This window comes from Lysinibacillus sp. 2017 (genome assembly GCF_003073375.1).
Classification (GTDB): domain Bacteria; phylum Bacillota; class Bacilli; order Bacillales_A; family Planococcaceae; genus Solibacillus.
In genome coordinates, this window is the sequence record NZ_CP029002.1 from 1,450,499 (window position 1) to 1,472,781 (window position 22,283).

Consider the following 22,283-nt stretch of genomic DNA (forward strand, 5'->3'; position numbering starts at 1 on the left):
CATCTTTTTTGATGGTATAATGGATGATGATCAAAGGAGATGTCATTAATGGAAGCAAAAAAGGTAATAATTTCTTGTGAAAATTGCGGTGAAGATATGGAAGTGGATTTTAATACAGCACATTTCTCATCTGAGATTCAAATAATGAATGGTAAAAAAAAACAAAAACGAACGTATATAGCACATTGTCCGGAATGTAATACAATCAATACTGTTTCAAGTGAAAATAAAGAAGAATGGGGAAATCGAAAAGGACCAACTGTGAAATTTTTCGCCTTTTCAGGATTGTTTTCATGTTTGATTACGATTATTTTAGCGATTGTTGTCATGTACTTTGCTTTCAAAGGAATTATGACTATATTTGATTGGATATTTAGCTAAAACATTTAGAAAAAAATAAGTATCAATGAGGTTCCCATGGTATAATGAGGTTTTCGTGGAGGTGTAATGAATATGAGTAAAAAATGGACAATTCAAGAAATTCAAGAATATGTAACGAAAAATACAGATACAAAATTATTATCAAAAGAATTTACAGGGTTTTCACAAAAGCTAGAGTTTGAGTGCGCTTGTGGCACAAAATTCCAGAAGCCTTGGAAAAAATTCAAAGAAAATAAACAACAAAAATGTGATGTTTGCCAACCACCAAAGGCATCTCGCTAATATGAAAACGAGCAATTACAACATACTGTAATTGCTTTTTTATTTGTTCATTTTAGATAAAATCCTCTATAGTAATAGTTAGAAAAGTTAGATAATGTTTAAAGGAGGATTTTCTGTGAAATTGACGATGAAATATATCATACTTTATGTGAATGATTTAGAAGCAACGATCCATTTTTATAAGGACATGCTTGGCTTACCCATTAAAATGCAACAAGGATCTTATGTAGAATTTAATACTGGAGCAACAACCTTGTCTATCAATACACGTCAATCGATTAAAGAAGACATTGGCCTAAATGTACCCGAAGCTTCAGCAGCTACTCAAACATTTGAAGTGGGGTTCGTTGTAGAAGAAGTAGAAAGCACGATTGAACAGTTACGGGCACAAGGGGTAAAGATAATAAAAGAGCCAATTATAAAACCTTGGGGTCAAACAGTAGCGTACATTGCAGATCCAGATGGGCATTATATTGAAATTTGCGCAGCAATTGAATAAGTCAATTTGAATTCTGTTTTTTGTATTTACAGTTTTAGGTAAATAAGTTAGGATGAGCATACAGTTTCTAGAGAGAATAAGAAAGGTTCAAATAATGCAAGCAATCATAAAATATTTCCATCCACTCGTATGGATCATTTTAAGCGGAACAATTTTTGCTCGAACAGCAAGCTTTATGGCGATTCCGTTTTTAGCATTATATTTACATAATCAATTAAATGCATCCCCGTTATTAATAGGATTAACGATAGGGATCGCGCCATTATGTTCAACATTTGGAGGGCTTATAGGGGGCTATTTAACAGATCGATTTGGCCGAAAAATCGTTATTATCATTACAGTTTTTGTATGGAGTCTTACTTTTATTGGTTTTGCTTTTGCACCAACAGCCATCTATTTTGTCTTTTTAAATGCCTTAAACGGATTTTGTCGATCATTTTTTGAGCCAGGTACACAAGCCCTTATGATTGATTTTACGGAAGATGTCAAAAAACGACGCTTATTTTCGGTTCGTTACACAGCCATTAATATAGCGGCGGTTATTGGTCCGTTATTAGGTGTATGGATTTCAAATATGTCGAGTGCTTCGGTTCCATTTATTATTACCGGTTTGATGTATGCAACGTATGGCATCTTTTTAATCATCATATTAAAGCGATATGAAATGAAACAACAAAAGTTAGCAGCAGGCAATAAGATTCAGGCTATTTTAAATGCAGTGAGAAAAGACCAAAAACTGTTGTACTTTATCACCGGGGGTATATTAATATCAGTCGGCTATGCACAATTTGATTCGACATTACCACAATTAATTGATTTAAAAGTAGAAGATGGGGTGAAGTTATTTTCCTATGTGATCGTTGCGAATTCCATTACAGTGCTAACGTTACAATTACCTTTAACGATGCTTATTGAGAAAATACCTATTTATACTTCACTTAAAATCGGAATTACCATCTTTGCAGTCGGGTTACTTTTATTTGGCTTTTCCGAAAGTGCGTGGATGTTCATTGCGAGTATGATTCTTTTTTCAATCGGAGAAATTTTCTGCTTTCCAACAATGAATGCCGTCATTGAAGAAATTGCGCCAGTAGACCAAAAGGGAATTTATTTGGGCGCGGCACAATTGAAAAATATAGGTGGTTTTATTGGTCCGGTTCTAGGTGGATGGCTACTAGTAGCAACCGTAGATTGGATGTATAGTATTATTGCAATAATTATGTTTAGTAGTATATTCGTCTATCGAAAAGCGCTTAGATATTAATTTTATAATAGAAAAGGATGGAACATTTTAATTTATGTAACCCACCTTAAGGAGGAACTACACATGTCAAAAGTTTATGTGATTACAGGTGGAACAGGTGGAATGGGGAAAGCTACTGCCTTACGTTTAGGGAAAAAGGGAGCTTTACTTTTAGCGGATATGAGTGAAGAGCGTTTAGCTGCTACAGCTGCTGAATTAAAAGAAGCGGGTATTCAAACAGTTGAATACATGACAGCAGACATTTCAAACCGTGAAGCGGTAAAAGCTTTAGCTGAAAAAGCGGCTTCAATGGGTGAATTAGCAGGTTTAGTTCATACTGCAGGCCTTTCTCCAACAATGGCAGACTGGAAAAAAATTATGGAAGTCAATGCAGTAGGTACGGCTTATATTTTAGATGAATTCCTAAAAATTGCTGGACCAGAAACAGCTGCAGTATGTATGTCATCAATGAGTGCACATATGGTTCCAGCACCACCAGAATTGCGTGAAATGCTGAAAAATCCATTAGCTGAAGGCTTCATGGAAAAAATGGAAGTAGCTACGAAAGGCTCTACAGCTGCATCATATCCATTCTCTAAAATCTCAGTAATCGAAATGGTGAAAGATTTAGCTTGGGCTTGGGGTGAAAAAGGTGCGCGTTTAACATCGATCTCTCCAGGTACAATCGATACTCAAATGGGGCGGGCGGAAAAACAACAAAGTCAACAAATGGCGGTTTTACTTGCGCATACGCCATTACGTCGTGAAGGAGATGCCGATGAAATCGCGAAAGTTGTAGAATTTTTACTAAGTGATGCGGCATCTTATGTAACGGGAACAGACATTTTAGTTGATGGCGGTACGATTGCCAACATGGCACGTATGCGTCAAGCCATGCAACAAAATCAATAATAGAAATAGATAGAACGAAAGCCACTCATAAATGTTTGAATGGCTTTTTACTTTTAAGCTTGTAAAATTTCTTTCTGTTGTTCCTTTTTCAATTCAGGATGTGCCATTTCTATTATAGAAGTTCGTAATAATAACAGGACACAGATGATAAGGATCATACCACTTACGATTAAAATCCACTCCGCTGGTAATATATCATATAAGAAGCCATATAAAAGGGTACCCACTGGCATCATACTCATCGACATCATTTCAACAATTCCAAATACACGGCCACGATATTCTTCCTCTACTGATAACTGTAACATGACTCCGAGTGGTGTATTTGTTAAAACCCCCAAAGAACCAAATAACAACATTAAAATGAAATAGAAGGTGAAATTCAAGATTGTCGAAAAATGAAAGAATAAAGGGATTGCCGCTATAAGTATTAAACTAGACATTAAAAGTAGCGTACGTTTTACAAAAACTAATGGAAACTTTACATTCGAACGAGTAGCAAAATAAATCGATGTTATAAGCATCCCGATTGCTGCACCCGCTTCTGTAAATCCAATCAAAGTAGGATCTAATTTTAAAATCGTGACTAAAATAAAATCCCCACCTATATTGATACTTGTAAAGAATAAATTTAGCCATAATGCTGTCCATAAAATAGAACGTAAAACATGTTGTTTACTTACATAGCGGAATCCGGCCTTTAAACTTTGAAACATCGTCTCTTTTTGACCATCATTTGTAATTGCCGCTTTTTTGTAAAGTGTAAAGTTCATTGTGGATTCAAGTGAAAGTGTAATTACAGCAGCAACGATGAATGCAGCTAAAAAGATTTCCATTGAGACAAATCCGAATAGCATCCCACCAAATACTGGACCACCAATTCCCGAAATCGATTGAGCTAATTGGTTAAAGCTCATCGCTTTTTGTAGCCGAGCCTCATCAACTAAATTTGCAATGGATGCTGAGAAGGCAACACTTGAAAATGAACTGAAAATACTATTGAAAACCGTTGTAATGTATATGGCAATTAAAGAAAGTTCCACGGTATGCGTGTAAAATAACAATGTACTGATGGATAATATAACACCCGCTTGCCCACCAAGTACTAACCATTTACGTGGAATGCGGTCTCCGATTAAACCTGCAATTGGCGAAAAGATGATTCGCGGCAAATAACTAAGCAAAATATTCGTCGCAAAACTTAACGATGAACCTGTCAAAGAAAGAATATACATACTAATACCAAATGCATAAACGTGAGAACCAAGCGATCCAATCATTTTACTTACGAGAAATGTGTACAAATGATAGGTTGCCTTTTTGTGTTTTAATTGTTCGTTCATGTTACCAAACCCCTTTTGTTTAATTTTATTAAACTAATAATAAAACATTTAAAATCAATTTGCAATTAAAAGTTTAATTAAATTTAAAATTTGTTCATTTTATAAATGACTTATAGAGTATTAGGTTTAATTTAATTTAAAATATACCAACGAACGAAAGGATTTGGTACACTAAATAGTATGAGGTGACGACATGTTAAATATTGGAGCGAAGATAAAAGAATTACGAAAAGCGCGAAAAATGACGTTAGCCGATGTAGCAGGCGACCGTATTACGAAAGGAATGCTAAGTCTAATTGAAAATGGTAAGGCACAGCCATCTATGGAAAGCTTGCAGCATATAGCAAAACAATTAAATATTGACGTGGCTGAGCTTATGCAAAATGGGGATAGTGAAGAAGTTCGTGAACTATACTTACAAGCAGAGGATTTAAGCTTACAAATCAACGACGAATATGTAAAAGATACCTATATGGCACTTCAACAAAAGCTTCATGATTTGATTGAACCTTTTGTAAAAGAGGGGAAATTAAAAGGACAAACATATGAGGAAGTTCGTTTGTATGAGATGTATTTGGGCATGCGAAATCGATTAAGTATCGATAAGTCACTCGAACCATTTTTTGAAGTCATTCCAATGTATGAACAGGTACATGCGTATTCGAAAATTATAAATGTGTATAGTCGCTTAGCAGGTTATAAGTTTGAAGAGCGAAAATATGAAGATGGATTGACCTTTTTATTAAAGGGAGAAACCTATACAAAACGTTACGGGGATCTAATTGGTGATTTAGAAAAGTTAGATTTATATTACAATATTACGGTTCTTTATGCAGCAGTGAATGAGAATAAGCAGGCTGAGAAATATTTAGAAATGGCATTGAAAATTGCAAAAGAAAAGAAAATTTTGTATCGTATAAATGATTTTTATCGCTTTATATTTCTTAATCACTGTGCCGATGAAAACGGGGAAAAGGCGGCCTTTTATTTAAGGAAAATACGCTTACTTACGGAAGTGTTAGAGGACCCTGTTGAAATTTTGGTCGAACAAATTTTAACGTTATTTTACATTAATCATATTGAGAAGGATTATGAGAAAACAATTGCAACAACTTTTAAAAAATCGACATTACCTGATGAAGTGTTAGAAGAAATTAATTATTTTGCTAAAGGCGAATATGCTTTTGCGTATTGGAAGCTAGATCGAATTGATGAAGCGCTTGCCCAATTAATTGATTTCAAAGTTACGTATGATGTTAATCAGCATCCAATCGATTTAGTTCGTTATTATCGTAGCTATGCAATCCGTGCACTTTGCTATTACGAAAAGGGCGATAAAGAGAATGCGAAGCGAGACATTTTATATGCAGTCGATGGCGTGAAGAACTTTAAAGAACTGTTTGGTAAACAATTTATTTTAGGTGCGTATGATACGATTATGAAAAAATAATTTTTATAGAAAATCCCCATGATTAACAAATTTGATTGTTAGTCATGGGGATATTTTTTTCATTATTTAAAGGCTTCTACTAAAGCGCGACCATCAATGGCTTCAAAGTCCAATCCTAAAATATGAGCAATAGTTGGCCCAATATCAATGACTCCGACATTTCCTATATCATAGCCTGCTTTTACAGACGCCCCTGAAATAACTAAATTACTCGTATAATCGGGAATGTCAGGTGAATAGCCATGTGTGGCGTATACTTTACCAGCTGCATGTAAATCGACAATAACCTCTTTGTTATAAGCATCCTCAAAGCAGTAGCCTTCTTTTGCTTCAAGCATATAAGAAAAGTTCTCATCAATATGCATCGAATCTAAAATTTGTCGATCATAAATCGCTTCAATGCCGTATGCTTCATTTTGTGCGGCTCCTTCTAAAAGCTGAAGTGCTAATTTCAAGGCTTCTTCATCATGAGGCTGCACATATAAATACGCGGCACCACCAGCACCCTGTACATATGCACGCCATTTCATTTCACCATTTTCTTCATAAATAAGGCCATTATCAAAAAACAGACGATTTAAATACACTTTGTACTGAACATCAAGTTGTCCATGATCGCCAACAACGATAAACGTAGTGTCGTCGTAAATTCCTGCGTCTTGAACTGCCTGCAAAATGTCACCTAGTCGTTTATCCATTCGATTTAGGACTTCTTCAATGTGAGGGCCTTTTGTTCCAAACATATGCTTGGTATCGTCTAAATCGATTAAGTGCATGAGCAGTAAATTGGGTTTTTTCTTTTTAATCGTATCGATGGCACATAGCGTAGTAAAATCATCTAACTCCGGTTGTTCGATGCCATTACGCACTTTACCATGTTTTATTTCCATGGAGAGCGTAAATAATTTACTGCCATTCTTCAATATTTTTAGCGCTTGATTTTCATTTTTTACGGCTCTAATTTCTGGAATATTGAAATCAATATTTGCTTTACCTGATACCGGCCATAAAAGTCCTGCAGTTTTTAAGCCCTTCTTTCGCGCGGCATCATATACAGTTGGAAGCTTAATGTCGTTACGGAACCAATGCCAGTTTTGATCGCTTTCTGGAACGAACGGCTGGAACAGGTTGTTATGATAAACACCATGTTTGTTTGGATAGGCACCTGTCACATACGAGCTATGGATAACGTAAGTAAGGGTTGGATAAACACTTTTTACTTTGTCAGTCGAAGCGCCATTTGCGATTAACTTCGCTAAATTTGGCTTATGACGTGCGTTTTCCCAGTTGTCTTTTGAAAATGCGTCATAGGAGATGACGATACAATAGTTACTTTTCATGTAATCACCCTGAAGTTTTTGTCGTTAAATGTGCATCTTTTGGGAGCATTAAAAATACAACGAACCCGATGATGAATAAAGGAATAATTGATAAAATACTATATCTTGCCACACCAGTAAGTGTTGTTGTTAAGGCCATTAAAAATGGCCCAATGATGGCTGCGAATTTCCCGAAAATATTGTAAAAGCCGAAAAATTCATTTGAGCGTTCTTTCGGAATAATTTTTCCATAATACGAGCGACTTAATGCTTGAATACCACCTTGTGCTGAACCAATCATCGCACCTAAAATGAAAATATGCCACATTTCTGAAATGAAGTACGCTGAGATACAAGATACGATATACGTACAAATTCCGAAAAGTATCATTGTTCTCGTAGAATATTTTTTTGCTAGACTACCGTATATGAGTGCACAAGGGAATGCGATAATTTGAATGACTAATAGAATCGCAAGCAGCATAAATGTATCAAATGAATCCGCACCTAATACACTTGTCGCATACGGTACCACCATTTTAATAATCGTATCCACACCGTCAATGTAGCAGAAGTATGCAATTAAGAAGATGAAGACAACTTTATAATCTTTAATTTGTAAAAAAGTTTGACCTAATCGTTTGAAGCTTTTGCCGATTGGGTTTGGTTCTGGTTCGATGTAATGACGTTGACGAACATCTTTGATCATTGGAATCGTTAATAATCCCCACCATAAAGCGGTAATGAGGAATCCGATTTGATAACCAATTGCTACGTCCATTCCCATAAAGAAAATAACCGCTAAGCTAATCCCGAATGGAATAACACTTGAAATATAACCAAATGCAAAGCCGCTTGTCGAAACTTTATCCATGCGCTCATCAGAAGTAATGTCCACTAAAAACGAATCATAGAAAATGTTTGCCCCAGCAAAACCAATGCATGAAAGAACATAAATAATTATGAGTAGTTGCCACTGTCCGCTTGCTGGAGAAATAAATGTGAATGATAATGTTGCGATAATTCCAAGTAATGCAAAGAACGTAAAGAATCGTTTTTTCTTGTCCTTATAGTCAGCAAATGCACCTAAAATCGGACTAAGGACAGCGACTAAAATACTTGCGAGAGAGTTAAAATAGCCGAGATCCATATTATTTACTCCGTCAAACATACCAAATACGATTGGAAATAAGGCAGTTGTAATAGCCATAGAATACGCTGAATTCCCACAATCGTACATAATCCATGATTTTTCTTCTCTTGTCAGTTTCAAAGGAACACCCCCTTATGTATAAAATATTCTTAATTATACCATTTTATTGAAAATAGGGATTGTATGAATTTATTAAATAAATACTTTCAAAAAGAGTATTTTGTAATGAAGCTAATAGTGAATTGCATCCAAACAAATAACATACCCTATAAAAATAGTAGGAATTGATGTATTATCAATTTAAGACTAATAAAGGATGTGTATGGTATGACTAAGAAAATCTATGTAATACATGAAAATAACGAATGGACGATTCATTTACAAAAGCGACTCGAACAATTAAATTTACCTTATGAGCTTTGGCATTTAGATGAAGGTACGGTTAATCTACTAGAAGCGCCACCAGATGGGGTTTTCTATAGTCGTATGAGTGCTTCTTCTCATACACGAAACCACCGCTACGCACCAGAATTAACGGGTGCTGTGTTAGAATGGTTAGAATTCCATGGACGTAAAGTATTTAATGGCAGTGAAGCGTTACGCTATGAATTGAGTAAAGTGAAGCAATATACACAGTTAGAACGATTCGGTATTCAAACACCAAGAACAGTCGTAGCAGTTGGAAAGGTACAAATCATTGAAGCTGCTAAACAACTAAACTTATTGCCGTTTATTACAAAGCATAATCGTGCAGGGAAGGGCTTAGGTGTACAATTATTTTATTCGATTGAAGCTTTAGAAGAATATGTGTACAGTGACCGTTTTGAAGAACCCGTGGACGGGATTACACTTGTGCAACAATATATTAAATCACCAGAGCAATTTATTACACGCGCAGAATTTATCGGCGGAAAATATATGTACTCTGTTCGAGTGGATACATCAGAAGGCTTTGAATTATGCCCAGCAGATGCTTGCCAAATTGGCGATTTATATTGCCCAGTTGGAGAACAACCGAAGTCATATATGAAGTTTGAAATCATAGATAATCCATATAAAGAATTAATTGAAAAGTTTGAAATTTTTTTAGCGGGCAGTAGCATTGCAGTTGCTGGTATTGAGTTTATCGTCGATGAAGAGGGAAATACGTATGCATATGATGTGAATACAAATACGAACTACAATGCAGATGCAGAAAATGCTTATGGAACATTCGCAATGTTGGAATTAGCGAAGTTTTTGGGGGAGCAGTTGGCGGATTTGGCGTAGCAATATAACAAGTATGCCGATTGATATATTAAGTGTTAATAACGATTAATAATAAATAGAATAGGGGTTTTAAAAATGGATGTAAGACAACCAATAGGGCCATTACAAGTGCCTGAAAATGTGACACTAGAAAATGTTCAAGAATGGTTAAAGCAAATCGTAACGTATACAATTCGTTTAAGAGAAACTGTTGACACATTAAGTGATGAAGAATTAAACAAAACGTATCGTGAAGGTGCTTGGACAGTTCGACAACTTGTTCATCATATTGCAGACTCTCAGTTGAACATGTACCAACGATTAAAGCTTGCTTTAACAGATGACAATCCTACGGTACCACCATTTGATGAAAATAAGTGGGCGATTCAACCGGATACAAAGCTTCCTGTAGAAAGTTCGATTAAAATGTTAGAAGGATTAAATGCGCGTATCGTTGCATTGGGACATAGTTTAACTGAATCACAATTAGACAGAGCATTTACGCATCAAACAAATGGAAAAATCACAGTGGCAACAAAAATTGCAAAGTTAGCTTGGCATGAAGAACATCACTTAGCACATATTAAAATCGCATTATCGAAATAAGAAAAGTGAAAAAGAACGAATTCATATTAATGTGAATTCGTTCTTTATTTTAATTTAAAGCTGTATTGAAATTCTTTAACGAACAATTTAAGTATTTTTTACTTCTTATTTATCCGTTACCTACTTTTAAACGTAGCATAATCAATACAACGTTCCACAAACTCCAGTACATCTTCAGAAATCGGGTATAGTCCCGTTTCTTCTGCAGGTAGTTTTCTTACTTCCCAAAACTTATCCATCAAATTACTATCACCTTGAAAAGTTTCGTTTGATAGTTCTGTTAATTTAGTAGCAATTTGTAAGCCTTCTGATGATTCTGGCCTAATATTTTGTATTAGACAAGATTCTATTTGTTTTATTAATAATATATATTGATGGGTTATCTCATCATTGCTACTAAGGCTAGGAATAAAGTTTTGTAAGATAATTTTCTCATCATCTTGAAAATAGTCGATCCATTTTTTTGATGTAGTATGTGAAAGTTGAACAAGTTCTGTTACATGTTCCCAAGCTAAAGATGGTTCTAAATCAATCATGTTGATTAGTGAAGTGGTGTTAGCGATGCTTGTTTGAAGTTTTGAGAGCTGCTCTTGTAAGTAATTGTAGTGTGAAGTCAAAATTTGTTTATAAGACAGTTTGTCTAATAGTTGGGGGATATCCTCTAATGGTAGAGAAAGATTTTTTAGAATAATAATCTTCTCTAATTTAAATAAGTCTTCTTCAGAATAGAATCGTTTTCCATGCTCATCTTTAAAACTAGGGGTAAGGAGATTGATTTGATCGTAATAGCGAAGTGTTCGAATAGATAGATTTCGCAGTTTACTGACTTCTCCAGTAGTCCATCGTTTCATTGCATTTCCTCCTAAAAAAAGCTTGCAGGTTACGTTACGTAATCAATTATATTCTAATTATACCATATGTAGGGAGATGTAAAGATGGAACTGAATCGAAATAATTGGAAAAAGCAAGATCATTGGGGGAGTAAAGAATTTATATTATTAATGTTACTGGAGTTCGTCTTTGTAATTGGCTGTATTAAATTTATTGTTAAGCCTATTTATTTCTCCTGGCTGAACAATGACCTTTACGCAGGTACCTTAATAGGACTAACAATCGCAATGATTTTACTTTTGGGCGTTTATTTTATTGCGCTCCGTCCAAAGGCACTTTCTTGGGGGGAGGTAGGGATAAAGAGGTTCATGTGGAGAGACTGGAAGACTATTATTATTTATTCAGTTATTTTACTCATTGGCGCGGTAATCATTGTTGTACTTACAAGCTTTATAGGGAATACGTGGGAGAACAGCAAAACAGAGTCTTTGCAGCGAAACGTATCATTCTTTACAGTTTTCATAGCCTTTGTTTCTGCAGCAATAATCTCTCCAATTTATGAGGAAATATTTTACCGTGGATTTTTATATCGTTGGTTGCGTACTCGTATGGGACTTATCGGAGCGATTCTACTTAGCTCAATGATTTTTACAATTGTACATATACCGACATATAATGTAATGCCAGTAAATTTTTTTAGTGGTATCATTTTCGCTTTAGCCTATGAGCGAACGAATTCGATATGGCCATCAGTGCTGATCCATGGTATTACCAATGGACTTATGGTTTTGTTAACAAGTTTAGGATAAAGATAAAAAAGACAAGTACAGAATGCCATCTGTACTTGTCTTTTTAAAATTATTTCACAATAGAAACTTTCGCGTAATCATCAATTTCCATAGGGTGTAGATTTAACCCTTTTACATAATCCGCCGCAGCAACAGGTGGTGTTGTATGCGCAATCATGTACCAAGGAATATCATCATGGAAGATTTCTTGTGCTTGTTCATAAAGAGCAGCACGTTTTTCTTGATCGTATTCTTGGCGTGCTTGTTCAAGTAGCGCATCAAATTCTGGATTTTTATAGAATGCATAGTTTGATGCAGGGAGTGTTGCATTACTGCTGTGTATGAATTAACACATTTAGAGAGGATTAACAATTTATCTAGCTATTAATGGTGTAATCAAAAGTAAAAGTTATGGAAGAAATATAGTGGGAAAATTCTTGTAAATATAGAATTAGTTAATTTATTTATAAATTTCATAATATTTACAAAACACTACCTTTAATGTATTGTTATGTTATACGATATATCGCGTCACATAATAGTGAGGAAGGTGTTGATGTTATGTCATATAACGGTGGACCGATGACGGAAGCAATGTATTACGTACTACTTGCATTAATGCGTCCCAATCATGGTTATCAACTGATGCAAGCAGTTACGCAAGTATCCAATGGTCGGTTAAAAATGGGACCAGGAACACTTTATGGGGTACTGTCTCGCATGCAAAAAGACGGACTTATTTTATTGACAAATGATGACGGGCGACGAAAAACATACGAAATAACTGAACTCGGTGAACAAGCTTTAAGAATAGAATATAACCGCTTAAAAGCATTAATTGTAGATAGTTATATATTGGAAGAGGGAGAGGGAGAGGCGCATGATTAAAACCGTTTGGAAATTAAGACCTGCAGATAATTGGCAAATTGGGGAAAATGAAAGCTGGCTTTCAGATATGGCTGAAAATGGCTATCATTTTACAAAGATGGGCTCGTTATTTGCGAAGTTCGTAAAAGATGAGCCCCAAAAAATGAAATATCGAATTGAAGTTACACCTAAAAATGAAATTGCATATGAACAAATTAACATGTATGAGGAACACGGTTGGGAATATGTATCCAGCTTTTATAATTATCATGTGTTTTCATCACCAGTTGAGCGCAATGTACCTGAAATTCATACGGATTCAGCCGAACAATCATTAACATTAAAATCTTTAAATAAACAATTTATAAAAGGGGTTATTAGTTTAATTATAGGCACCATTGTAATGTTGGGCTACATGCTCTTTATGGTATTTTTCGATGGTACTCCCACCTATAATGTAGTGACAACCAATACATCTCAAACACTTTTAATCCTAATTATCTACATTTATGCTGTAGTTATGTTTTTGAAAAGTGTGAAATCAATAAATAATTTAAGAAACGATTTACTAGAGGGGAAATCTATCAATCATCATGCATCCTGGAGACAGTCTAGTAAAATCCATTATATCGTTTCACTCCTTCCAATACTTCTGGCAATTGTAACAATCATTATTCCGATTTATGAAATCATTGCTTATGATAAGAAAACATTGCCAGTGGAAGAGATTGATGTTCCAGTTGCGCGATTAGCTGCGATTGAGCAAAATACAGTATTGCAACGTGAAGAACATTTTGTTGACGGTGTGGACTTTGACAATCGCATCGTTTTTAGCTGGAGTCTATTAGCACCCGCTAAGTACGAAATAAATGAAAGTGGAATTGTCCCTGGGGAAATGTGGAATGATCAAGATGGGGAGTATTCACCAGCACTAAATTCTGATATTTATGAATTACGTTTTTCCTTTTTGGCATCTCCATTGATTGATGATTTAGTTGAAAGGGAATTGTATTTTGACGAACAATCAAAAAAAGTTGAATTGGAGCATCCAGGATTAGATCGAATAATTACTCTTGAATCATCGGAAGCGTCAAAATATATTTTTGCATCAAAGGACAATCTTGTCATGCTTGTTCGTTATTATGGCTATGCAGATTTGGAAACTGTCATTGAGCAAGTCGCGATGAAAATGAACTAAATTTAAAGTTATGTCTATTATTTTAGATGACTGAAAAATCAGACATTATATGTGTTTCTTATACCCTGTTCATGCCAAATTAATTAGAAAATAAAAAAGCAAATCCTCTGTAAGAATTTGCTTGAAAATGTAAGAATGTATGTTCGTTTTATGGTGCTCGTCGAATAGAGGTTCTTATTATTTGTTCTTCATATTATTAGTATATTATAAATTTTTTTATAAGTCTATTTATTGGCTAAATTTCCCGTTAAACTCATTTCATCAGCAAAATCAGGTGTTAGGAGTGGATGAAATGGAAGAGAGATTTGTATGGGATACGAATTTAAAAGTACGACTATTAGGGGAAACGGTATTCAATATCTTTTACTGGATGTACTTTCCGTTTATGGCGATTTACTTTAGTCAGTCAATGGGGATAGGGTGGACTGGTCTATTAATGACGATACCGCCAATTGTCAGTTTGATAGCGGGATTAGTAGGGGGCTCATATGCAGATCGATATGGGCGAAAGCGCTTAATGTTGTGGGGGACAGGGATTCAACTTCTTATGTTCATACTGTTTGCTAGTTCGGACTTTGTTTGGTTAAACTATTTTGCCTTTTTAGGAATTACAATTGGGAAGGGTATTTATAAACCTGCAAGTGATGCAATGGTGGCAGATACAGTACCAGCTGAGGAAAGAAAAGAGGTATTTGCTAAATTTATCACAGGTAGCAATCTTGGCGCAGTACTCGGTCCGATTATTGGTGCTTGGGTGTTTTTCGATCATCGTTCGTTACTACTATGGAGTTGTGCGTGCTTTTTAATGGTTTATTTTGTTGTTATTTATACAAAGTCGACGGAAACAATGCCTGTGACAGATGAAGTAAATCAGCATAAAAAAGTATTTTCAATAAGCGGTGAATTACGTAGTTATCTACAAATAATGAAAGATAAGGCGTTTGCGCTCTATATTGCTGCGGGGGTATTTTCAGTCATTGCTATAATGCAGCTCGATTTGTATTTGGCAATTTACATTTATGATGAGGTACCGAGCCAAGTATTATTTGCAGGTAGTGGTTTTATCCTATCAAGTAAAGAAATTTTAGGATGGATATTAGGGATAAATGGTGTCATTTTTGTACTGTTTATCATACCAGTAACGAAATGGCTAAAGCGATGGAGCGATTTACAAGTGTTTGTACTAAGTTGTTTACTTGCGGGTTTTGGGATGTTTGCGGTGGGATTAACGTCCAATATTTGGTTTCTATTCATGTTTACAATTATTTTCACATTTGGCGAGCTGGTTCGTTCGCCAGTTCTTTATAACTTTGTCAGTAACTACGCACCACAACATGCTCGTGCACAATATATGGCAGCATCGAATATGCAGTTTACCATTGGTCGATTCTTGGCTCCAATGACTGTTATCTTATCAGGTTATTTTAGTTCAATGGTTGTTTTCAGTGCAATCTTAATTTGTGCATTATTTAGTTTAGGTATGTATGTCAAATTGCATCAGCATGCAAATCCTTGAACGCCGTAAAAAAAATATTTAAATTGATCGGATACGTAAAGATTTCATGGCTGAAAGAGCAAAAGCACGGTTATCCTTTAAATAATAGAACGGTGTAAAATACCAGGCATTCCTCAAAAGATCAGCTTCCTCATCTAGCAAAAGCTGCACTGCTTCTTATTGCAACGACTGTATTACTTTACTAATAATTGTTTTAAAATATTTTTAAGGGATTTATGGCAATTATCTAATCTTAAGGGTAAAGAATATTATGTAAAATTAGAAATAGAACTTTATCCCGCTTTAACGGGCAGTAAAACTCATAGGGAGAATTTTCACTTTATAAGAAAGGAGAGCACTTATGGGATGGAAAAATAAACGCACGCTGAGTTTTGTTTTTTGGGTCGTATTAGTCATTGTTATGGTGGTCGTGATGCCAAACCTTGATAAATTAGTGATTGAAAAGGGACAAATTTCGATTCCAGAAACGAGTCAAAGTGAAAAAGGCGCTAAGCTTTTAAATGAATTAAAAACAGAAGGTGAGAGCATTTACCAGTTCGCCTTCGTTTTTCATAGTGACGATGGTTTAACGAAGGATGAAACTGCTCAAATCGAACAAACACTTTCGAATATAGAAGCTGACAAAGAAAAATTACACATACTTTATTCGTTGTTTCACACGCAAAGTGAGCAAGCTGCTGAGCAGTTAGTTTCTCAGGACGGTACAACAATTTTAGCACAAGTATCAATTCAAAAAGGGTTGAATACGGCAGAAGAAGTGGCCGAGCAGTTACGTCCGTATATAGAGGATTTAACGGTGGATACGTATTTAACTGGTAGTGATATAGTTATGTCTGATTTTTCACAATCAACACAAGAAGGCGTTAAGAAAACGGAAATTATTGCAATCATCTTTATTATCGTCATTTTAATCATTATTTTCCGTTCACCAATTGTTCCGTTAATTTCACTAATTACAGTTGGTATTGCCTATATCATTTCATTATCGATTGTCGCATTACTTGTTGAACATGCTGATTTGCCATTCTCGAATTTTACACAAGTATTTTTAGTCGTTGTGTTATTTGGGATTGGAACGGATTACAATATTTTATTATTTACACGTTTCAAAGAAGAACTCGCGAAGCAGGGACATGTGATAAAGGCGATTTCAACGACCTATGCTACTGCGGGTAAAACTGTTATTTTTAGTGGACTTGCAGTTTTAGTAGGATTTATCGCTTTATTTTTAGCTGAGTTCTCGATGTATAAAGCAACAGCGGCTGTTTCAATTGGGGTTGCTGTATTACTACTTGTTTTAATGACACTCAATCCATTTTTTATGGGGGTGTTCGGCTTCAAGCTTTTCTGGCCGATTAAAGAGGTGAAAGGCCACCAAGACAATAAAATGTGGAAAGCCTTTAGTAAATTTTCATTTTTACGTCCATTGCTATCATTGATCGTAGTAGCACTTGTCACAGTACCATTTATTTGGCTGTATTCAAGCGAGCTAAATTACAATGATTTAGTTGAAATTGATGACAAATATGAATCAAAGCAAGCAGTATCCTTAATTGAAAAACACTATGATGCAGGTTTTTCTTCACCTTTATCATTAGCCATAAAGGCAGACAAGTCACTAGCTACGCAAGCAAGTTTAGCTGAAATTGATAAACTAGCTGGTATCATTGAACAAGTTGATGGTGTATCAAAGGTGTACAGTGTAACACGTCCTGAGGGGAAACGAATTGAAGACCTTTATATTAGTGAGCAATCAGGTCAATTAAAAGAGGGCATTGGCGATGCACAGGGCGGTGTTGAACAAATTCACTCCGGCTTATCAGAGGCTCAAGAAAAAGTAACAAAACCACAGGATTTATCAGGTGTTTCACAGTTAATTAGTGGGACCAATGCGTTACAAGATGGTGCTACGGAGTTACAAGATGCGTTAAATAAGTTATCTACGGGTATCGCAGATGGGACAAATGGTTCAAAGAAAATCCAGCAAAACCTTCAACAATTAACGACTTCAATAGGTACGTTAAAAGATGGACTTGCTACATTAGCAACCAATTATGCGACACTCTCAAATGGATTCAATCAGTTTACTTCTGTGTTTGATGGAACTGAGACTGCGATTAATTCTGCAAAACAAGGTTATGCACAAATCGAAGAGCTGATGAAAAAAGCTGCAGCGGAAAATCCTGATTTAACTGAAGTTCAAACAGCACTAGAAATTGCTGTTCAAGCACAAACACAGTTAACAGATATGTCACAGCAAATTGCTTCTTCAAAAGCACAATACACGCAGTTAACAAGTGGCTTCACGCAAGCAAATGCAGCACTTCAACAAGCGAATGATGCAGTAACACAAATAGAGCAAGGTGCGAGTCAGTTAACGAATGGTGCAAATACACTGACTGAAGGCTTACAACAAGCACAAAACGGTTCCACACAAATTGCAAAAGAATCTTCTAGTTTCGTTTCTGGACTTCAGGCTGTAAATGACGGACAGAAGCAGCTCAAAACGAGTTTAGAAGAGCTACAAAATCAAATGGCCCAACTAGGCAAAGGATTAAAACAATCTACTGAAGGCTTAGATGAGATTTATGCAGGCTTGGATGATGCGAATAGCTATTTAAAAGATTTAAATACGAGTGAATCAGCGGAATTCTTTATTCCACAAGAAGTTTTAGAAGGAGAAGAGTTCAGTGAAAGTTTTGCTACGTATATGAATGAAGAACATAATATGACGAGTATGACGATTATTTTAGACGTCAATCCATATACAGAAGAAGCGATGGACATCGTTAAAGTCATCGATAAAAAAGTACAAGGTTACGTGGCCAGCTCATCACTTGCAGATGATGAAGTGTATTTATCGGGTAAAACGATGACGAATGTTGATTTGCAGCAGATTTCACAAGCGGATTTTATTCGTAGTATTGTTGTGATGATGATCGGTATTACACTTATATTATTATGGGTTACACGTTCAGCTTTCCAAACGCTTGTTATTATTGGTGCGTTAATGCTGACGAATTTTGCCGCACTTGGCATTACAGAGCTAATTACAACACATCTTTTAGGACATGAAGCATTAAGCTGGAATGTACCGTTCTTCTCGATGATTATGCTCATCACACTTGGAGTCGATTATAGTATTTTCTTCATGATGCGCTATAACGAATCAAAAAAGCTCGGACTCAATCAAATTATTCCTGCTGCTTCTGAAATGGGAGGAGTCATTGTATCGGCAGCCATTATTTTAGGTGGTACGTTTGCGGCATTAATTCCTTCTGGGATTATTACGCTTATTCAAGTAGCAATTACCGTAATGGTTGGACTTGTTCTACTCAGCATCTTTATCATGCCAATGCTTTTACCAGCATGCTTCGGACTTTTACAAAAATTCCAGCACATAGTGAAAAAAGAAAAATAACATCAAAAACTTCTTTTATCCTTTTTAGGTGAAAGAAGTTTTTTGTTTTACAATATTTGAAACTATTTCTCGCTTGCTTTCGTAAATGTATGAAAAGATCAATGTCAGGAGGGAGCACGATGTTTTTAGTATTAGCCATTTTTTCTCATTACCATTTTACGCATTTTTAATTTGGTCTATTAAAGAGCCAGTCGAAGCACAGCTGCTATTTGATCGATGGCGATATAAGGAACCACCAAGCTATTCAGAAAAACAAATAAATCTTTTTAAGATTGGCAATGTATTCGGCATCATTGCATTGACGTTGTTTTTAATTAGTTATGGATTAAGTTTTTAGAAAACAAATAGAGGGTGAACTGCATGAAAAGACAGATTGTTACTATATCAGGCGGTGGATTTTCTGAAGAGAAAAATGCTTATATTGATGACTATATCGTAAATTTAGTAAAAAGGGATAAACCAGTTAAAATTGCTTTTATTGCTACGGCTAGTAATGATGCACAAGGTTATATTGATAAATTTTATGAAGCGTTTAAACACCAGCTACCAAGTCATATCACAATCCAAGATTTTGAATTGCCAAATATCCAAAACATCGTAAATGAGCTAGATATCATTTATGTTGGAGGGGGTAATACGAAATATATGTTGAATCTATGGCGGGAAACGGGCTTTGACCAAGTATTGAAACAAGCATATGAGAACGGTGTTGTGCTAGCTGGAATTAGCGCGGGTGCGATGTGTTGGTTTGAACGCTGTTTTAGTGAAAATGAAGAGTTTGAAGGACTTGGAATTCTAAAGGGAAGTCTTTGCCCACATTATAATCATCAAGCATACAAAATGCCCTACGATAAGTGGATAAGTACACTAATAGAAGTTTCTAGTTATCGACTTAAAGATAACGAAAGTCTGTATTTTAAAAATGAACAGCGAATTGCGATGATTACTACTTGAGCAAATAGTTTAATTTTGGTGTACTTACATATCTAAATAACGAAGATCTTGATCAATTTAATCGACTAATGATGCTACTTTTATTAATGAAATTTTAAATCGAAACTAAACACCTAAGAAATCGAATAGACCATCCTATTCCATCACAGGACAGAGGGTATCGAAAACTGGATGTATTAACTGACCTGAATGATTTAACGAAATACCAACTTGCATCTGCACTTATCAGAGTTAATGATAATGCCATTAATGCTTTTTTTCAGACGGTGCGTAGAAGATTATCCATTTTAGAAAGACCGCTCGTAACGGCTCGTGGAGATGGGAAAAGTTATATTTATGATATAAATTAAATGTTATATTTTGATTATTTATATAATGGGTAAATTTTGAAACTTTAGTATTAATTAATTCGTATAAAATACAAAGAAATGGGTGGAGTATATGAGTAAAAGTAAGTTATTTGTAACCCTTTTATTATTCCTTTTTGTAGGGTTGTTCGTAGTAGGCTTTTATTCTGTTAATAATGTTCATATTGAAAGCACCTATAAACTTGATGAACAAAATATTGTGGAAAAAAATGGTGAACACTATCTATTGATTGATGAACGTGAGTTATCTTTATCGAAGGATTTTTACGAAAAAATAGACTTAGAAAAATATAACGAATACAAAATCAAGTATGCTTATAATCAATTGATTAATAATGATGGTGAAGTAGTGATGCTTAAAAGATATGGTGAACAGCCTTGGGGTAAATAACCGAGTTCAAGACTTGAAGTTTTATTAAAAGTGAATACCGAATAGTAATCATAAAAGGACTTAGTTATGAACTAAGTCCTTTTATTTGTCATAATTCATGCTAATTATTATGTCAATGGCAATGATAATTCCCTTGTCAACTTTGCTATTTCGAATGCTATTTCAAATGTTTGTACCACTGAACTGAACGGGTTACGCACGTTGAATGGGTGTTTTATTGTTATTTTATATTTAATAGTTCTCTGTAAATCTTAGTCACTGAATTTTTATAGGTTGAGTCTGGATAATCGTTTAAAAGCTGATATTGCTGAACAATTAATTCGACACCTTTTTCTCGATTGCCTAATTTATCAAGGCAATATGCACGAATAGCTAATGCTTCTATACAAGCAGCGCGGTCTAATGGATGATTAATATAGGAAGGGACTTCGTAATCCTTTAATGCATCAATCACGAGTTGATAGTTCCTATTTTTCCAATGTGCGTATGCTAATTCATGATTATAAATTGGTGATAATGTACAATCCGTTGTTTTTGGGAATTCTATTATAAAATCATTAATCTCAGCAGCTAATTGTGCATCTGCATTGAATCGGTTTTCAACATGATAATACGAATATTGAAAGTGCGCCGTTTCGTACATGTTTTCAGTAAATTGCACATAGTTTCGAAATTTTTCTATATATTTTCTTGCTTTTAAATTATCATCCAACTGGATTGTTAGCATGACTGCATATTGTAAATATGCACTATGCTGTGAATAGAGTGATGTACTTTCAGCCAGATCAAAGCAACGCTCGATAAAATCCATTGCCTCCAAATAGTTACCTTTAGCTCCAGCAATTAAACTCTTCGTATAATAACAACGCAAAATGACCGGTTTTTCGATTAAATATTCTTCTTTCTCAATACGCCCAAGTAAATAATCTATCTGGTTCGAACATTCGTCATAATTTTTAACCGAAAAATTGGCATTGATTATAAATAATTTTGTTTTGAAAAACTGATTTAATGCGCCAGTTTGTTGATAATAGTGCAGTACTTTTTCGAAAAACTCGATGTGAATTTCTTCAGTTACGTAATAGCTACACATGCAATATATTTCAATGAGCCGTACTTCTTCGTAGTGTGAATAAGTTAAATGATCTAGTACTTCTTCAATACTTTTGATAATTTCTTGATCTATTTGTGGGTCACGATCATAATACCTAAATAAATTTTTTTCGCATGTGCTTAGTAAACTTTTATAATCGATTGTCACTACAGGATTGAGTAAATCACTAATTGGTATTTCTAATTTTTTTGCAAGTTTATGTAATGTTTCCATCGAAGGGTTTGCTTTATCATTTTCAATTTGACTTAAAAGGCTATAAGAAAAATCAGTACCAGCTAATTGTTTTAATGTTAGCTTCATATCTTTTCTTCTTTTTTTGATTTTTTCACCTAATGAATTCATGTGTGTCACCTCATTTTTAGTATATCAAATTTTTATAATTTACAAAATATTTAAATT

General features: G+C 35.0%; 21 protein-coding genes. 16 read left to right on the top strand and 5 right to left on the bottom strand.

What is annotated here, in order from left to right; translation table 11 throughout:
* Positions 1–48 precede the first annotated feature (48 nt).
* The 5 genes from DCE79_RS06690 (at position 49) to DCE79_RS06710 (ending at position 3,317) form a co-directional block, all read left to right on the top strand.
* Positions 49–381, top strand: coding sequence for a redox protein (locus tag DCE79_RS06690; protein WP_108712334.1), 333 nt, complete (start codon positions 49–51; stop codon positions 379–381).
* 72 nt (positions 382–453) lie between these two features.
* Complete coding sequence (locus tag DCE79_RS06695) at positions 454–663, top strand: hypothetical protein (protein WP_108712335.1); 210 nt, start codon at positions 454–456, stop codon at positions 661–663.
* Positions 664–778: 115 nt separating this feature from the next.
* Positions 779–1,162, top strand: a complete 384-nt coding sequence (locus DCE79_RS06700; protein WP_135841889.1) for a VOC family protein — start codon at positions 779–781, stop codon at positions 1,160–1,162.
* Positions 1,163–1,256: 94 nt separating this feature from the next.
* Positions 1,257–2,426 carry an MDR family MFS transporter gene (locus tag DCE79_RS06705; protein ID WP_108712337.1) on the top strand — a complete coding sequence of 390 codons (1,170 nt, stop codon included), beginning with the start codon at positions 1,257–1,259 and terminating at the stop codon, positions 2,424–2,426.
* Between the two features lie 63 nt (positions 2,427–2,489).
* Complete coding sequence (locus tag DCE79_RS06710; RefSeq protein WP_108712338.1) at positions 2,490–3,317, top strand: SDR family oxidoreductase; 828 nt, start codon at positions 2,490–2,492, stop codon at positions 3,315–3,317.
* Positions 3,318–3,370: 53 nt separating this feature from the next.
* Here the strand turns inward: DCE79_RS06710 and DCE79_RS06715 are convergent, their stop codons facing one another.
* Positions 3,371–4,660, bottom strand: coding sequence for an MFS transporter (locus DCE79_RS06715; RefSeq protein WP_108712339.1), 1,290 nt, complete (start codon positions 4,658–4,660; stop codon positions 3,371–3,373).
* 193 nt (positions 4,661–4,853) lie between these two features.
* Between DCE79_RS06715 and DCE79_RS06720 the strand changes: the two genes are divergently transcribed.
* Complete coding sequence (locus DCE79_RS06720) at positions 4,854–6,110, top strand: helix-turn-helix domain-containing protein (RefSeq protein ID WP_108712340.1); 1,257 nt, start codon at positions 4,854–4,856, stop codon at positions 6,108–6,110.
* A gap of 62 nt (positions 6,111–6,172) precedes the next feature.
* Here DCE79_RS06720 and DCE79_RS06725 read toward each other — a convergent pair whose 3' ends face one another.
* Together DCE79_RS06725 and DCE79_RS06730 are read right to left on the bottom strand one after the other, a co-directional pair.
* The gene (locus DCE79_RS06725; RefSeq protein WP_108712341.1) at positions 6,173–7,450 is read right to left on the bottom strand and encodes an alkaline phosphatase family protein; all 1,278 of its coding nucleotides are present in this window, start codon (positions 7,448–7,450) and stop codon (positions 6,173–6,175) included.
* 4 nt (positions 7,451–7,454) lie between these two features.
* A complete protein-coding gene (locus tag DCE79_RS06730; protein WP_168214679.1) occupies positions 7,455–8,669 on the bottom strand; it encodes an MFS transporter in 1,215 nt (404 codons plus the stop codon).
* A gap of 240 nt (positions 8,670–8,909) precedes the next feature.
* Here DCE79_RS06730 and DCE79_RS06735 point away from each other — a divergent pair, with 240 nt between their 5' ends.
* Together DCE79_RS06735 and DCE79_RS06740 are read left to right on the top strand one after the other, a co-directional pair.
* Positions 8,910–9,851: an ATP-grasp domain-containing protein gene (locus DCE79_RS06735; protein WP_108712343.1), complete on the top strand. Its 942-nt coding sequence runs from the start codon at positions 8,910–8,912 to the stop codon at positions 9,849–9,851.
* A 75-nt stretch (positions 9,852–9,926) separates the two neighbouring features.
* Positions 9,927–10,436, top strand: coding sequence for a YfiT family bacillithiol transferase (locus DCE79_RS06740; RefSeq protein ID WP_108712344.1), 510 nt, complete (start codon positions 9,927–9,929; stop codon positions 10,434–10,436).
* Between the two features lie 116 nt (positions 10,437–10,552).
* On the opposite strand, the gene DCE79_RS06745 is transcribed toward DCE79_RS06740, so the two are convergent.
* Positions 10,553–11,287, bottom strand: coding sequence for a MerR family transcriptional regulator (locus DCE79_RS06745; RefSeq protein WP_108712345.1), 735 nt, complete (start codon positions 11,285–11,287; stop codon positions 10,553–10,555).
* An 84-nt stretch (positions 11,288–11,371) separates the two neighbouring features.
* Between DCE79_RS06745 and DCE79_RS06750 the strand changes: the two genes are divergently transcribed.
* The 8 genes from DCE79_RS06750 (at position 11,372) to DCE79_RS06780 (ending at position 20,770) form a co-directional block, all read left to right on the top strand.
* Positions 11,372–12,076, top strand: coding sequence for a CPBP family intramembrane glutamic endopeptidase (locus DCE79_RS06750; RefSeq protein WP_108712346.1), 705 nt, complete (start codon positions 11,372–11,374; stop codon positions 12,074–12,076).
* Between the two features lie 540 nt (positions 12,077–12,616).
* A complete protein-coding gene (locus tag DCE79_RS06755) occupies positions 12,617–12,943 on the top strand; it encodes a PadR family transcriptional regulator (protein ID WP_108712347.1) in 327 nt (108 codons plus the stop codon).
* Positions 12,936–14,120 carry a DUF2812 domain-containing protein gene (locus DCE79_RS06760; protein ID WP_108712348.1) on the top strand — a complete coding sequence of 395 codons (1,185 nt, stop codon included), beginning with the start codon at positions 12,936–12,938 and terminating at the stop codon, positions 14,118–14,120. The genes DCE79_RS06755 and DCE79_RS06760 overlap by 8 nt, the downstream gene beginning before the upstream one ends.
* Positions 14,121–14,412: 292 nt before the next feature.
* On the top strand, positions 14,413–15,636 hold the full coding sequence (locus DCE79_RS06765) for an MDR family MFS transporter (RefSeq protein ID WP_108712349.1): 1,224 nt from the start codon (positions 14,413–14,415) through the stop codon (positions 15,634–15,636).
* Between the two features lie 340 nt (positions 15,637–15,976).
* On the top strand, positions 15,977–19,057 hold the full coding sequence (locus DCE79_RS06770) for an MMPL family transporter (protein WP_108712350.1): 3,081 nt from the start codon (positions 15,977–15,979) through the stop codon (positions 19,055–19,057).
* A gap of 85 nt (positions 19,058–19,142) precedes the next feature.
* Positions 19,143–19,394, top strand: coding sequence for a hypothetical protein (locus tag DCE79_RS18460; RefSeq protein ID WP_135841888.1), 252 nt, complete (start codon positions 19,143–19,145; stop codon positions 19,392–19,394).
* A 23-nt stretch (positions 19,395–19,417) separates the two neighbouring features.
* Complete coding sequence (locus tag DCE79_RS06775; protein ID WP_108712351.1) at positions 19,418–20,011, top strand: Type 1 glutamine amidotransferase-like domain-containing protein; 594 nt, start codon at positions 19,418–19,420, stop codon at positions 20,009–20,011.
* A 441-nt stretch (positions 20,012–20,452) separates the two neighbouring features.
* The gene (locus tag DCE79_RS06780) at positions 20,453–20,770 is read left to right on the top strand and encodes a hypothetical protein (protein WP_108712352.1); all 318 of its coding nucleotides are present in this window, start codon (positions 20,453–20,455) and stop codon (positions 20,768–20,770) included.
* A gap of 220 nt (positions 20,771–20,990) precedes the next feature.
* Here DCE79_RS06780 and DCE79_RS06785 read toward each other — a convergent pair whose 3' ends face one another.
* On the bottom strand, positions 20,991–22,226 hold the full coding sequence (locus tag DCE79_RS06785) for a helix-turn-helix domain-containing protein (protein ID WP_108712353.1): 1,236 nt from the start codon (positions 22,224–22,226) through the stop codon (positions 20,991–20,993).
* Positions 22,227–22,283: the final 57 nt, after the last annotated feature.